Below are 13538 nucleotides of genomic sequence, written 5' to 3'. Positions count from 1 at the left end.
TGAGCGCGCTATGATATTATTCGCAAAGGCCGCTTATGTCCGATCCTGCTCTTGAAACACTGGTGCTGCCAATCTCGTCCGGGGACGTGGACCTGCCGGACCGCGGCCGGATCCTTGTGCTCCGCTCCCGCGCAGGACGCCCACTGAAAGATCTGGAGCCATATGAGGTCATATGTGAGCAAAGCTTTGCACCGGATCGCGATGCCCTGCAAAAAGCTGGGTTCAAGGTAGACGCGGAAACGAGTGAAGACAGCTTTGATGCTGTGCTGGTCTTGCCCGGACGCCAGCGGCAGGAGGCACGCGCCCTGCTCGCACGGGCGGCCACCAAGACGAGGCCCGGTGGCACCGTCATCGCTTGTGCGCCCAATACGGAAGGCGCGAAAACGCTGGAGCAGGACTTTTCGGCGCTCTTCGGCAGTACTGACAAGCTCTCGAAGAACAAGTGCCGCGTTGTCTGGGCCCCTGTTGATGCGAGCAGCCTCGACACTGCGCTGATGACAGATTGGTCGGGTCTGGATGCGCCGCGGCCTGTTCTCGATGGTGCTTACATCAGCCGACCGGGTGTCTTTGCCTGGGACCGCATCGATCCGGCGTCCAGGCTTTTGGCCGAGAATCTCCCCGACAGTTTGAGCGGCCGGGGCGCAGATCTCGGCGCGGGCTTTGGTTACCTTTCCCGACAGGTTCTGGAAAAGGCGCCAAAGGTGGCCGCCCTCGATCTTTATGAGGCGGAGAAACGCGCTTTAGATCTGGCGGAACAAAACCTTGCGCTTTTCAAGGGCAAGAAGGCGATGACAGGCATCTGGTCCGATGTCACAAAAGGCATTGAGGGGCCGTACGATTTCCTGGTGTCCAATCCGCCGTTCCATCAGTCGGGCAAAGCCGACCGTGCGGATGTCGGTCAAGGGTTTATCCGGGCAGCTGCGCAAGGCCTGCGCTCCGGTGGGGTCTTCTATCTGGTGGCCAATCGGCACCTGCCTTACGAGCGCACGCTCGGCGACGTGTTTGACCGCGTCGAAATGCTTGCCGATTCCGGCGGCTACAAGGTGATCAAGGCAACCAAGGGCAAGGGAGGCAAGTAAGATGAGACTGGTCAAGCTCCTCGCCAACCTTGGCTACGGCAGCCGGAAGGAAATGCAGCAGGCAATCCGCCATGGCTGGGTCACCGACCGGGAGGGCAACCAGCTGAAGGCCGACGCGAAGACAGATCACGAAGACATTCTCTTCGATGATGAGCCGCTCGACCCGGCGCATGGCGTCGTCATTTTGATGAACAAGCCGCTCGGCTACGTTTGCTCAACAAAGGATCAGGGACGTCTGGTCTATGATCTTCTGCCGGACCGGTTCCGGATGCGCAAACCCGTGCTCTCGACCATCGGCCGCTTGGACAAGGAAACATCCGGCGCCTTGCTGTTCACAGACGACGGGACGTTTTTGCATCAGGTGATCTCGCCGAAATCGAATGTTCCAAAGGTCTATGAGGTCACGCTCGACCGACCTGTGACCGGCAGCGAAGCCGCCCTTTTTGCGTCCGGCGAAATGATGCTGGAGAACGAACAGAAGCCTCTGAAACCGGCAGAGCTGGACGTGATTGACGGGACCCACGCGCGCCTCACCTTGCATGAAGGCCGCTATCATCAGGTCCGCCGCATGTTTGCGGCCACGGGCAATCATGTCACCGATCTTGCCCGCAGCCGGATTGGCGCCCTCACTCTTGAAGGTGTTGACGAAGGTCAGTGGAAAATCCTGTCCGAGGACGACAAGGCACTGATCTTCTCATGAACCAACGGTGCGGCCCCGGACTGGATCCGGGGCCAGCTGTTCAGGTGGTCCCGGATCCAGTCCGGGACGGCAACTGCCGGCTTACCGGCTCAAGACCCGGATCCGGCTGTCGAATTCGCCCCGATCAACGTAGCAACCGCGCAGATGCCGGTAACCGGTATTGGGATCGAACGCAGCCCGGCCGTGAAGCACCCGGCGATTGTCGAAGATCACCATTTCCCCGCCTTCAAGACGCGTGGTGATGACATAGTCGCTTGAGCGCGTCATCTGCATGATCTTCCGGTAAGCCCGGTAGTAGGCTTCCATCTTGTCAGCCGGCAGATCGAATACTCCGGCTAGATGGGCATTGAAATGAAGCTCCTGCAAATTGCCAAAGGCATCCAGATCGATCACCGTCTGATGGCGGCGGATGTCATAGCTTTCGTCGTGAAACCGGAACGGGACCGGCGTTTTTGACAAGAGTTCAAAGGCCTCCGGATCGTTCAGGCGCAAGTCTTCGGCAATGGCAAAACCATCGCAGAAGGTGGACCCGCCGCCTTCGGCGTCGTTGGCAAGACAATGCAGGAACTGAAAACCTGGTGGCAGTTCCTGATTTGCCAGATCCGTATGCAGCGGCAAAGCGTGTGAGGTGTAGGCAAGATTGTTCGGGTTCGGCATAGACCGAACTTCAAACGTCACGCCGAAGTTGGTTTCCCTCAGAAAGCCGATCCGCTTGGCTGCGGCCATGCCAGCTTCCCGGTCATCCGCCATGCCATCCACGATGGCAAGACCGGTCTTCTTCGTCTCGATCAAGAAGCCCAGCAGGGCCTTATCATCGTTCATCAGATCAGCGGCACAGATCCTTGGCAGGCCGGCTGGCTGAAAATTGCCACGCCACAAGGTCGGCGGAATGTTTGCCGGGTCCTTCAGGCCAATTCCGGGCCGGTGAGCCTTCAGCCAATCTGCGTCAAACCGGCTCTGGTGCTCTTCCCCGACCCATTCAATCCGGATGGCTTCGCCATCGAGTTCAGCGGAGAGAATTCCAAGCGTTTCCGGAATACTGGTCAGATCGAATTCCCGCTCGTGAGTTTGCGGGTGAAAGCCGCTCGGGCAATTGTCCCGGAGCCAGAGAAAGGGGAAGTCGGCGCTGGTGCCATCCGCCCAGGCAACATTAAGAACGCGGTCGCTGCCGCGCAAGGTGATCGATGTCATGAGTGTTGTCCACTGACGTTGTATAGAAATCAGAGCTGCGGCATCGGCCGCACAAACGTCATTGGCTGGCGGGGGGCGGCCACCACCAGTGCGCTTTGTTATGAGGCTGTCCGGGCATCCGCCCAACAACTGCAATCATCGTTCAAAGCCGTCTTGCAGGCTTGGCCTGCGATTTCAATCCGCTTCAAGCTACATCAAAGCACTCGCCCGGCAAGACATATTTTGCCGGGCGAGAGTGTTAACCTGTGATTTCCGCAAGTTGCTTCAGGATTTGGAGGCCCGCGCCGCCAAAGCAATGGCGATGTAACTCCAGCCATTGATCAACACAGAGATGCCTGCGATCAGCCCAAGCGCCCAGGCGGCAGAACCCGGCAGGTCCATCCAGATCATGACCCCGGCGGCCAGTGACACAACACCGGCAATCAACACCCACACCCAGCCATCATGCGGCTTGAGCTTGAAAGCCATGACGATCTGGCTGATGCCCTGAGCTGCAAAAATCGCTGCAATGACAAGCGTCAGCGCAAGTGTCCCGGCGAGCGGGTTCACATAGATGACAACGCCGCCGATCACCGCAATGACGCCTGTGATCATGTTCCAGATGAATGCGGCCGTGCCCTGAGTCTTGAAGGCTTGATAGATCTGGACGAGGCCGCCGACAAACAGGACAGCTGCAATCAGGATCGTGACCGCAATCGAGGTTGCCAGCGGAGCGGCGATCAGGATCATGCCTCCGAGAACGAGGGCGATCCCCAACGCCAGAAACCAGCCCCAATTTTCCTGGATCTTGGTTTTCATGTCTTCAAGTGACTGAACTGCATCGCTCATCGGAACCTCCTTAAAAATAACATCGCTGACGACGATAACCATTTGCATCAATTTCGCAAACCGCTGATGACGCCAGCCATGGAAATCACGGAATTTGAATGCTTGACAAAAACTGTGCAATTGCACATTAAAGACACATGTCCGACGATGACTTTTCCTTGTGCGTGTTGACCAACGCCCGCAAAGCTGCACGCGCTGTCAGCCGCTATTATGATCGGATGGCCCGGAAAGCCGGATTCACATCGGGTCAGTTTTCCGTTCTGGTAACAGTTCGGGAGCACGACGGCGCAACCACGGCAGAATTGGCGGAACGCCTTTCCATGGAGCGCACGACTCTGGTTCGAAACGTGGCACTCCTGGAAAAGAAGGGCTTTCTGATCTCACGGCCTGCCGCCGATGCCAGGGGCAAGGCCTTCAGCATCACAGAACAAGGCAACTTGTTGATTGAAAATGCCCTCCCGCTTTGGCGCGATGCCCAGGAGCATGTCAAGGATCTGCTCGGAGAAGAAGACTTTTTGACTTCCGTCCGGCTGATGAAACGCCTGTCACAACTCTAACCGAAACAACTGCCAATATCCTCGGGATTTGGTTCAAGTTGACTTCAAAAGTGTAATTACACAAATCTTTGGAACTACAGGAGAGCGCAATGAGACGAGTGGTCGTAACGGGATTGGGTGTCGTGTCCCCTATTGGAACCGGTGTCGATGGATTCTGGTCGCGCATAATCGAAGGCGCCAATGGTATCCGGCGGATCACGAAATTCGATGCCAGTGATCTCGCCTGTCAGATCGCCGGGGAAGTTCCTTCAATTGATGAAGACGAATTCGGTTTTGATGTTGATGCCGCACTCGACGCCCGCGAACAACGGCGTACGGACCGTTTCATTCACTTTGCCCTTGCGGCCACCGGAGAAGCTCTTGCGCAAGCCGGCTGGGCGCCGGAAACCGACCTGCAAAAGACACGGACGGGCATCATCATCGGAACAGGTGTTGGCGGATTTCCGGCCATGACCGGTGGGACGCGCCTTGTGGATGAAAAAGGCCCGCGCCGCGCCTCACCTTTCCTCGTTCCCTCGTTTCTGGCGAACCTGGCGGCCGGCCAGGTGTCGATCCGCCATGGCTTGAAGGGACCGATCGGTGCGCCGGTGACAGCCTGCGCCGCCAGTCTCCAGGCTCTTGGGGATGCAGCGCGCATCATTCGGGCCGGCGAGGCAGATGTGATGATCGCAGGCGGCACGGAAGCCTGTATTGATCGCGTGTCCTATGCCGGTTTTTGCGCGGCCAAGGCGATGTCCTCCAAGCGCAACCACAATCCCGAACACGCGTCCCGGCCTTTCGATCAGGATCGGGATGGTTTCATCATGGGGGAAGGCGCCGGTATTCTGGTGCTGGAGGACTATGAGCACGCCAAAGCCCGCGGCGCCAACATCCTTGTGGAGTTGGCGGGCTATGGAACCGCAGCAGACGCCTATCACGTTACGGCCTCCCCACCGGATGGAGAAGGCGGCTTGCGCGCCATGGAGCAAGCTCTTGCCGCAGCCAATCTGACCTCCTCGGACATTGGGTATGTCAATGCCCACTCCACATCGACACCGGTTGGTGATGCCGCAGAAGTCGCCTCGCTGAACACCGTGTTTGAAGGCCGCGGCAAGGATCTTGCCGTATCGTCCTCCAAATCGATGTTCGGCCATCTCTTGGGCGCAGCAGGTGCGGTAGAGGCCATTGCTTGCGTGAAGGCGCTGACAACCGGTCAGCTCCCCCCGTCCCGCAACCTGGTCGATCCGGATGCCGCAATGACCAAGTTTGAACTGTTGCCGGACAAGGCCATAAGCCGCCAAGTCGACCACGTGCTGACCAACGGTTTCGGCTTCGGCGGAGTGAACGCCAGCGCAGTCTTCTCGCGCATCTGAGACCCGATTTGAAACAAGGCCAAGCCGGGCACCAAAAAGTGCCCGGTTTTTCTTTGGTGCTTGCGCCATTGCGAAAAATATTCAAAAATACGCATATGTTGAAATATGTCCGTTCGATACGGAACCGGGAGGATTTTATGCGCCAGGGTTTTCTATCTCTATCAGCTGCGATTTTGATGCTGGCACTGACCGGCAGCGGCCCAGCATTCGCGGAAGGCGATCTGAAGATTTCCGGCGACGATACAGTCGTCACGATCCAAACCGACGAGGGCGCGGTCGATATCACCCGCTCCAAAACGGAAGCCGCGCTGATTGGCGGCGTCCTGCAGCCGATGGTTCCGCTTCCGGGGGTCACACCGGTTGGCGAGCTTGAAGTCATCGAAGCCTTGAAGTCCGGGACCGCAAAGGTCGTTGATATGCGGACGATGGAGTGGCGGACGCAAGCAACGATCCCGGGCAGCATTCATATCCCTTACACGGAAGTCGCCATGCGTCTTGATGAACTCGGCTGCGAGGGCGAACAAGGCGCTTGGGAGTGCGCTGCGGCAGAAAACGTCATCGCCTTCTGCAATGGCCCGGCCTGTCCACAAAGCCCCGTGGCGATCAAGGCCATGGCCCGAGAGGGATATCCAGTCGCAAAGATCTTTTACTACCGCGGCGGGATGCAGGACTGGATGGTTCTTGGTCTGACAACAGCCGAAGACATGTTCTAAGCCAAAGACTGCACCTGCCTCAATCAACTGTGAAATCGACATGCAGCCAATGCGCCACTCCAGCGCATTGGCTTTTTTTGGTGGCGCGCCCAGTATTTCTCATATATGGGAATATTCTCATTATTGAGGAAACGGTATGAACGATCAGGATCTCGCACAACGCCTAGTTGGCCTGCGCAAGGCGAAGGGATTGTCGCTGGACGAGTTGGCAGAAAAATCCGGCATCAGCCGAGCAACCCTTTCCCGTATTGAGCGGAGCGACACCAGTCCGACCGCAGCTGCACTTGGGCGCTTGGCGACCGCGTTTGGCGTATCTGTTGCTGATCTTTTTGGCTTCGGTGCAGCGGCACATGATGCAAAGCTTGCACACACCGACCAACCAGTCTGGAGAGATCCGGAAACCGGGTTTCAGCGGCGCAGTGTGTCTCCAGCGATCTCCGGCTTCCGGGGCAGCGTCATTGAAGGCACGCTTCCAGCCGGCGCCATCATTTCCTATGCGGCCCCGCCCCTTCCCGATCTTGAGCATCACCTTGTTCTTCTGTCCGGTGCGCTCACTGTTACCCTTGGGGACACACGGCATGACCTCGCCCCGGGTGACTGTCTCCGCTTCCGGCTGAACACCCCCAATGCCTATCACGCGACCGGCTCCGAGCCGGCACGTTATCTCCTGACGGTGATTACCCCATGACAGAAGACACACCCAAAAGATCAGAAAAAGCCATGCCGCAGTCTAAACCGGACGCGCCCCTTCATTTGCTCACGGCAGAAGATGCGAATGGGGTTCTCTCAGACCTCGGCACACTCCTGAAAAGTTGTGTAGAAGATGGCGCCGGGATCGGCTTCATCCTTCCATTAAGCTCAGAGAAAGCCGATCAGTTTTGGCGTTCTCGCCTGGATGATATGGCACGTGGCGCGGCGTACATGATTATTGCGCGCGAAGAAAACAACATTGCCGGTGTGGTGATGCTGTGCCTTGCTCCGCAGGACAACGGCCCGCACAGGGCAGAGGTTGCAAAACTCATGGTCCATCCGGACCATCGGCGGAAAGGTATTGCCCGGAACCTCATGGCCGCGATTGATAATCTGGCGCTCTCGCTGGGGCGCTGGCTGCTCGTGCTTGATACGGTCACGGGCGATCGGGCAGAACATCTCTATCCGGCCTGCGGTTATCAGAAAGTCGGCGTCATACCGGACTACGCCTATGGAAGCCACGGCGACCTTGATGCCACGACCGTGTTCTACAAGGATTTGAGGAGCAGCCGAGAGATCGGGTAAGAAACCGATCCCTCGGCGTGCTTTTGAAGCACTCGTGCGAGAAGAAAGCCAGACTATTCAGCTGGTTCCTCTTTTTTACCGGCGGTGCTGCGTGGCTTCCGGGGAGCAGGTTTGCGTGCAGCCGCGGGTTTCGCCGGGGCCTTTCTCGCAGCCCGTTTGGGCGCCGAAGCCTTTTGGGGTGCGGGGCTCGCAGACGCAGCCTTCTCCATCACCTTCGGTGCGTCGCTGTCTGCATCCGACGCACCTGCTTCACTGGAGACCAGCGGATCGGACGTGATATCTTCAGAGACGGGCGGCAGACCAAGCACACTTTGGAAGGTCTGAACCATTTCCAGGGTATGCGGCGTCATCTCGTCGATGGCGCCCGGGATGTACCGCACGACCTTGGAGGCCATTTCTCGGTCTTCCTTGGTCTTCAGCAGTTTCGGCAGGCTTTCTATCGCCTGCTCGCGGGCAAATTCCACAATCAGCGTTTGTTCCTGCAGCATGAAGCTGCGCGCATCCGGTGACAGCGACTTGAACGGCTCGTCCTGGGTTAGAACCCGTGCGGAGCGTTCGAGCCGGTCGCGGCGGACATTGCCGCGGCTGTCGGCCAGAAGGATCAGCATCCGGATCACCGCCTCGCAGAACCCGCCTTCCTCGATGTGCATAAGCGCGGCTTGCACTGGCGGCAGGCTGCGCAAATCTTCCTTGCGTTTCAATGTCCGGCCCGGCTGATGGGTCCGACCGAACCAGCGCATATAGGGCGAGCCCCACACCGTATAAAAGAGGTTTTCATACCAGGTGTCCCTGAGATCCCGGAAGAGGTCCAGGGACTGCTCGATCATGGCAGCACTGACACGTTCCATTTCAGAGAAAGGATTGTTTGCGTCCGCAGGCGTCCGGTCTTCTTTGACCCGTTCTGCCATACCCGGTAAACCGCCAAACATTGGATTGAGGCTCGACATCATTGCGCGCTGAACCCGCAAGGGATGGGTCTTGCGGCGCAATTCGGCGCTCTGCTCAGTCACCCCTGCCTGGACGAACGGGCGCACTGCCACATCATAGAATTCGGCCTGCTGCTCAGAGGCTCTGGCCACTGCTGCAAACGGAATTTCGTCGTCGCGGCCATCGTCTATCTTCATCAGGTCTTCCATCTTGCGTTCGTGGAAGGACACTGTGAATTCGCGCTCCATGAGGCCGCCCTCATAGTCGTCGATCTTCATTTCATAAAGACCCGGTGCGAGCGCTTCGATGGTCTTGAGTGTCGAGGTGACCTCGGTGTGTTCCTTTTTCGCGATCTTGGAGGACACGAAGATGCCAAGGTGACCCACCTGGTCATGCACCATGTAAATGATGCGCTGGCCACGGATCGCGATCTCGCGCTCGTCCGAGTAGGTGTCGATGATCCAGTTCAAAGCCTGTTGCGGCGGGGTGATGTTGTCGCCGAAGCTGGCAAAGGCAATGATCGGCGCGCGGATCTGCTTGATGTCGATGTTGCGGCCCGGCTCCAGCTGGGCCTCGTTCTTGGACAGCTTGTTGCCGACGAAAAGCTGTTCGACGATCCACTTCATTTCCGCTTCATTGAGAAGGAAATAGCCACCCCACCAGCGCTCGAATTCCAGGAACCTATGCGGCTCGGTGTCGACCTTGGAATAAAGGTCATAGTACTTGCCGAAGTAGTTCCGTGCCGGGTTCAGCATCTCGAAATTCTGGACGATGTCGGCGCCGTCGAAGACGCCGTGCCCCAGATCTGAGTAGAACATTGCATTGTAGGTGCCACCCAGAATGCCGCCATTGTAGCGCATCGGGTTTTCACCGACCCGCCCGGCCCAGGTTGAAACCGGCGCTCCGTTCAAGACGATCGGCCCTGTCAAATCCGGATTGGTCGCGGCAAGCAGCAAGGTGGCCCAGCCACCCTGGCAGTTGCCGGTGATGATCGGGTTCGGCGCGTCCGGGTGCTCTTCCATGATGCGGCGGACGAAGGCCGCTTCGGCATGGGTCACATCGGCCAGCGTCTGGCCCTTTTCCGGCATGCGTTTGAAGGCAATGAAATAGACCGGATGGCCGTCACGCAGGGCAACACCAACCTGACTGTCCGGCTTGAAACCGCCAATGCCTGCCCCGTGACCGGCCCGCGGATCAATGATCACATAAGGCCGCTTCCAGGGTTTCATTTCGCGGTGTTCGCCATCTTCAGGCGCTTTTATCCGGAGGAGCTGATAACAGCACGGCCGCGGCAGATCTGCGCCATCCATGACCACGTCATAATCGTAGATCAGGACTGGCGGGCATCCCGCTTCTTCGTGCTCCAGAAAGATGTCACCGCGCTGGCGCAACACGTCCATGGTCAGCACGGCACGCTGTGCCGCATCCTTCCAATAGGACTGCCAGGCATCGAACAGCGTTCCGTCCCGCTGGGCATCGGTAAGATCTTCAACCGCCTTGCCCATGTCGGCGAGGCCCAGCTGCCAGCGGCCCTTGTGATCCGCTGTGATCTTCTCAAAGTGTTTGGAAAGGCCGCGCCCCATCAGCTCTGCAAGATTGGAGAGCTCGGTTCCTTGAGCCTGCAGTGCCGTAAACCGCTCGGAAGGTCCCCAGGCCGTGGCGTCGTTCAAGGAGTTCAGGAACTCGTTCTGGCCTTTTTCAAACGCGTCAAAAATGTCCTTCATGAGAACCTCCTATCCGATAATGCTGTAACCGCCGTCGATGGGATGAACACCGCCGGTTACATTAAACGCTTCGCGGCTTGCAAGGAACGCGGCATAAGCCCCGGTATCCTCGATGGTCGCAAGATGATGGGTCGGCGCGCGCTTGGCAGCGTCGTCCAAGAGTTCGTCAAACTCGGCAATTCCAGACGCTGCCCGTGTTTTCAATGGTCCAGGCGAAAGCGCGTGCACGGAGATGCCTTTGGGTCCAAGTTCCGATGCCGCATACCTGACTGCGGCTTCCAGCGCGGCCTTGACCGGGCCCATGACGCCGTAATTGTCGACGACTTTCTGAGCCCCCATGAAAGAGACTGTCATGCACGTCCCGCCATGGGGCATCAAAGGTTCTGCCCGGCGGATCAAGCGCAGGAACGAGTGAACGGAGATATCCATCGCCAGACCAAACCCGTCCGAAGAGCAGTCAATCACCCGGCCATGCAAATCTTCCTTTTTTGAAAAGGCAATGGAATGCAGGATTGTATCAAGCTGGCCCCACTTTTTAGAAATCTCATCGAACAGGGCGTCCTGCTGGTCTTCGCTGCGCACATCCAGCGGCATGATGATGTCAGCGCCCAGCTCTTCAGCCAGCGGGCGGACAAACGGCTCCGCCTTTTCATTCAAATAGGTGATAGCCAAATCCGCACCCTGTGCCTTGAAGGCCTTGGCGCAGCCGTATGCAATGGATTGATCATTCGCGACCCCGACGACGAGGGCTTTTTGACCAGTTAAATCGAACATGAATGCACGGCTCCTGAAAAAGGGCCTGCCCCGGACTTTTACCGGACAGACACGGCAGATCACGCGTCGCAATGCGTAACCTACACCACTTTATCGCAGTGCAACATAGAGGGTGTGACGAAACTATGAAATTCGCCTTGGATCAGGGTTAGTGCGGATGGGGTGGATTGCCCATCAAAAAGCAGAACGCCCCGGACTGGGTCCGGGGCGCTCACATTCAATTCGGTCAAATGGTTGGCTTAAGACAGTTCAAACCGGTCCGCGTTCATAACCTTGTTCCAGGCTTCCACGAAGTCGAAGACGAACTTCTCGTGGCTGTCGTCCTGGGCGTAGACCTCAGCGTAGGCCCGCAGGATGGAGTTGGAGCCGAAGACCAGATCCACACGGGATGCGGTCCACTTGGTGGTTCCGGTCTTGCGGTCGCGGATGTCGTACTGGCCATCACCGGTATGGATCCAGCTGTTGCCCATGTCGGTCAGGTTGACGAAGAAGTCTGTCGTCAGAGCGCCTTCCCGATCGGTGAAGACGCCATGCTTGGCTCCACCATAGTTGGTGCCGAGCGCACGCATGCCACCGACCAGAACCGTCATTTCCGGTCCAGTGAGACCCAGCAGTTGGGCGCGGTCAAGCAAGAGCTCTTCCGTAGCAACCGCATAGTTCTCTTTGACCCAGTTGCGGAACCCATCATGGATCGGCTCGAGCGGTTCAAACGAATCCGCGTCGGTCATCTCGTCAATGGCATCGCCGCGGCCCGGCTCGAACGGCACTTCGATGTCGAACCCGGCAGCTTTGGCAGCCTTCTCGATACCGACGTTGCCGCCCAGAACGATGGTGTCTGCAACAGAGGCACCAAACTTCTCGGCGAGCGGTTCCAGAACACCCAGAACCTTTGCAAGGCGGGTCGGCTCGTTGCCTTCCCAATCCTTTTGCGGAGCAAGACGGATGCGCGCACCGTTGGCCCCGCCGCGCAGGTCAGACTGACGGAACGTGCGGGCGCTGTCCCATGCCGTTGCCACCAGTTCGGAAACGCTCAGATCCGTTGCGGCGATCGCAGCTTTCAAACCACCGATGTCGTAGTTGAACGGGCCGAACGGGACCGGGTCCTGCCAGATCAGTTCTTCTTCCGGTGCATCCGGGCCGATGTAGCGGACATTCGGGCCCATGTCGCGGTGGGTCAGCTTGAACCAGGCGCGTGCAAAGGTTTCCTTGAAGTAGTCCGGATCGGCCATGAACTTTTCACAGATCGCCCGATAGGCCGGGTCCATCTTCATGGCCATGTCGGCATCCGTCATCATCGGCATGCGGCGCACGGACGGATCCGACGCGTCGACCGGCATGTGCTCTTCGTTGATATCGACCGGCTGCCATTGGTTGGCGCCTGCCGGGCTCTTGGTGAGTTCCCATTCGTAGCCGAAGAGAAGCTCGAAATAGCCCATGTCGAAGACGGTCGGGTTGGTAGTCCAGGCGCCTTCAATGCCAGACGTGACGGCGTTCGACGCAACGCCCTTCATGTTCGGGTTCATCCAGCCGAAGCCCTGATCAGCGACATCTCCGCCTTCCGGCTCCGGACCAAGCGCTTCAGCGTCGCCGTTGCCGTGCGCCTTACCGACAGTGTGGCCACCGGCGGTCAGGGCTGCGGTTTCTTCGTCGTTCATGGCCATCCGGCCAAAGGTCTCGCGGACCTGCGCTGCGGTTTTCAGCGGGTCCGGCTGGCCATTGACACCTTCCGGGTTGACGTAGATGAGGCCCATGTGGACCGCGGCCAGCGGGTTTTCCAGCGTGGACGGATCATCCAGGTTGTCGTAGCGCTCTTCGCTTGGTGCGAGCCACTCTTTTTCGGCACCCCAGTAAACGTCTTTTTCCGGATGCCAGATGTCTTCCCGGCCGAAGGAGAAGCCGTAGGTTTTCAGGCCCATGGATTCATACGCCACGGTGCCGGCAAAGAGGATCAAGTCCGCCCAGGAAATCTTGTTGCCGTATTTTTTCTTCAGCGGCCAAAGAAGACGGCGCGCCTTGTCGAGGTTGCCGTTGTCCGGCCAGGAGTTCAAAGGCGCAAAACGGATGTTGCCGCCAGCACCACCACCGCGGCCATCAGCAATCCGGTAGGACCCGGCAGAGTGCCACGCAAGGCGGATCATCAGACCGCCGTAGTGGCCAAAGTCAGCCAGCCACCAGTCCTGGCTATCGACCAGCAGCGCCTTCATGTCTTCTTTCAGCGCGCCAAAGTCGAGGCTCTTCAATTCTTCCTGATAGTCATAGTCTTCGCCCAGCGGGTTGGACTTGGTATCGTGTTGATGAAGGATGTCCAGGTTAAGGGTCTTCGGCCACCAATCCGTGACGGTCTTGCCGGTCTCGGTCAAGCTGCCGTGCATGACCGGGCAACCGCCGCCATTGTCCACTTTTGCGTCCATGAGTATC

The 13538-nt window shown here is 58.3% G+C and carries 12 protein-coding genes; 7 read left to right on the top strand and 5 right to left on the bottom strand.

Going from position 1 to position 13538, the window contains the following annotated elements; all coding sequences use genetic code 11:
• The first annotated feature begins 35 nt into the window (after positions 1–35).
• Together RBB44_RS05660 and RBB44_RS05655 are read left to right on the top strand one after the other, a co-directional pair.
• Positions 36–1079 carry a class I SAM-dependent methyltransferase gene (locus RBB44_RS05660; protein ID WP_306146431.1) on the top strand — a complete coding sequence of 348 codons (1044 nt, stop codon included), beginning with the start codon at positions 36–38 and terminating at the stop codon, positions 1077–1079.
• 1 nt (position 1080) lies between these two features.
• Positions 1081–1779 carry a pseudouridine synthase gene (locus tag RBB44_RS05655; protein ID WP_306146430.1) on the top strand — a complete coding sequence of 233 codons (699 nt, stop codon included), beginning with the start codon at positions 1081–1083 and terminating at the stop codon, positions 1777–1779.
• 81 nt (positions 1780–1860) lie between these two features.
• On the opposite strand, the gene RBB44_RS05650 is transcribed toward RBB44_RS05655, so the two are convergent.
• Both RBB44_RS05650 and RBB44_RS05645 read right to left on the bottom strand, forming a co-directional pair.
• A complete protein-coding gene (locus RBB44_RS05650; RefSeq protein ID WP_306146429.1) occupies positions 1861–2970 on the bottom strand; it encodes a TauD/TfdA family dioxygenase in 1110 nt (369 codons plus the stop codon).
• A gap of 264 nt (positions 2971–3234) precedes the next feature.
• On the bottom strand, positions 3235–3798 hold the full coding sequence (locus RBB44_RS05645; protein ID WP_306146428.1) for an HdeD family acid-resistance protein: 564 nt from the start codon (positions 3796–3798) through the stop codon (positions 3235–3237).
• A gap of 137 nt (positions 3799–3935) precedes the next feature.
• Here RBB44_RS05645 and RBB44_RS05640 point away from each other — a divergent pair, with 137 nt between their 5' ends.
• From RBB44_RS05640 to RBB44_RS05620, 5 genes are all read left to right on the top strand, one after another.
• On the top strand, positions 3936–4355 hold the full coding sequence (locus RBB44_RS05640; protein WP_306146427.1) for a MarR family winged helix-turn-helix transcriptional regulator: 420 nt from the start codon (positions 3936–3938) through the stop codon (positions 4353–4355).
• Between the two features lie 89 nt (positions 4356–4444).
• Complete coding sequence (gene fabF, locus RBB44_RS05635; protein ID WP_306146426.1) at positions 4445–5707, top strand: beta-ketoacyl-ACP synthase II; 1263 nt, start codon at positions 4445–4447, stop codon at positions 5705–5707.
• A 137-nt stretch (positions 5708–5844) separates the two neighbouring features.
• Positions 5845–6420: a rhodanese-like domain-containing protein gene (locus tag RBB44_RS05630; RefSeq protein WP_306146424.1), complete on the top strand. Its 576-nt coding sequence runs from the start codon at positions 5845–5847 to the stop codon at positions 6418–6420.
• A gap of 136 nt (positions 6421–6556) precedes the next feature.
• On the top strand, positions 6557–7108 hold the full coding sequence (locus RBB44_RS05625) for a helix-turn-helix domain-containing protein (RefSeq protein WP_306146422.1): 552 nt from the start codon (positions 6557–6559) through the stop codon (positions 7106–7108).
• Positions 7105–7695: a GNAT family N-acetyltransferase gene (locus RBB44_RS05620; protein ID WP_306146420.1), complete on the top strand. Its 591-nt coding sequence runs from the start codon at positions 7105–7107 to the stop codon at positions 7693–7695. Before RBB44_RS05625 ends, RBB44_RS05620 begins: the two co-directional genes overlap by 4 nt.
• Positions 7696–7748: 53 nt before the next feature.
• Here the strand turns inward: RBB44_RS05620 and RBB44_RS05615 are convergent, their stop codons facing one another.
• The 3 genes from RBB44_RS05615 to katG form a co-directional block, all read right to left on the bottom strand.
• Positions 7749–10346 carry a DUF3141 domain-containing protein gene (locus RBB44_RS05615; protein WP_306146419.1) on the bottom strand — a complete coding sequence of 866 codons (2598 nt, stop codon included), beginning with the start codon at positions 10344–10346 and terminating at the stop codon, positions 7749–7751.
• Positions 10347–10355: 9 nt separating this feature from the next.
• Complete coding sequence (fabI, locus tag RBB44_RS05610; protein WP_306146418.1) at positions 10356–11120, bottom strand: enoyl-ACP reductase FabI; 765 nt, start codon at positions 11118–11120, stop codon at positions 10356–10358.
• A gap of 239 nt (positions 11121–11359) precedes the next feature.
• Positions 11360–13531: a catalase/peroxidase HPI gene (gene katG, locus RBB44_RS05605; protein WP_306146417.1), complete on the bottom strand. Its 2172-nt coding sequence runs from the start codon at positions 13529–13531 to the stop codon at positions 11360–11362.
• Positions 13532–13538: the final 7 nt, after the last annotated feature.

It is taken from the genome of Roseibium sp. MMSF_3247 (assembly GCF_030733765.1).
Taxonomy (GTDB): Bacteria; Pseudomonadota; Alphaproteobacteria; order Rhizobiales; family Stappiaceae; genus Roseibium.
Note: the sequence above shows the minus strand (reverse complement) of the source record. Positions and strands in the feature narration are given on the sequence as shown.

Coding starts and splice junctions, on each gene's coding strand:
- katG (WP_306146417.1), bottom strand. CDS start 13,531: ATGGACGCAAAAGTGGACAATGGCGGCGGTTGCCCGGTCATGCACGGC.
- RBB44_RS05620 (WP_306146420.1), top strand. CDS start 7,105: ATGACAGAAGACACACCCAAAAGATCAGAAAAAGCCATGCCGCAGTCT.
- RBB44_RS05655 (WP_306146430.1), top strand. CDS start 1,081: ATGAGACTGGTCAAGCTCCTCGCCAACCTTGGCTACGGCAGCCGGAAG.
- RBB44_RS05615 (WP_306146419.1), bottom strand. CDS start 10,346: ATGAAGGACATTTTTGACGCGTTTGAAAAAGGCCAGAACGAGTTCCTG.
- RBB44_RS05640 (WP_306146427.1), top strand. CDS start 3,936: ATGTCCGACGATGACTTTTCCTTGTGCGTGTTGACCAACGCCCGCAAA.
- fabI (WP_306146418.1), bottom strand. CDS start 11,120: ATGTTCGATTTAACTGGTCAAAAAGCCCTCGTCGTCGGGGTCGCGAAT.
- fabF (WP_306146426.1), top strand. CDS start 4,445: ATGAGACGAGTGGTCGTAACGGGATTGGGTGTCGTGTCCCCTATTGGA.
- RBB44_RS05645 (WP_306146428.1), bottom strand. CDS start 3,798: ATGAGCGATGCAGTTCAGTCACTTGAAGACATGAAAACCAAGATCCAG.
- RBB44_RS05630 (WP_306146424.1), top strand. CDS start 5,845: ATGCGCCAGGGTTTTCTATCTCTATCAGCTGCGATTTTGATGCTGGCA.
- RBB44_RS05625 (WP_306146422.1), top strand. CDS start 6,557: ATGAACGATCAGGATCTCGCACAACGCCTAGTTGGCCTGCGCAAGGCG.
- RBB44_RS05660 (WP_306146431.1), top strand. CDS start 36: ATGTCCGATCCTGCTCTTGAAACACTGGTGCTGCCAATCTCGTCCGGG.
- RBB44_RS05650 (WP_306146429.1), bottom strand. CDS start 2,970: ATGACATCGATCACCTTGCGCGGCAGCGACCGCGTTCTTAATGTTGCC.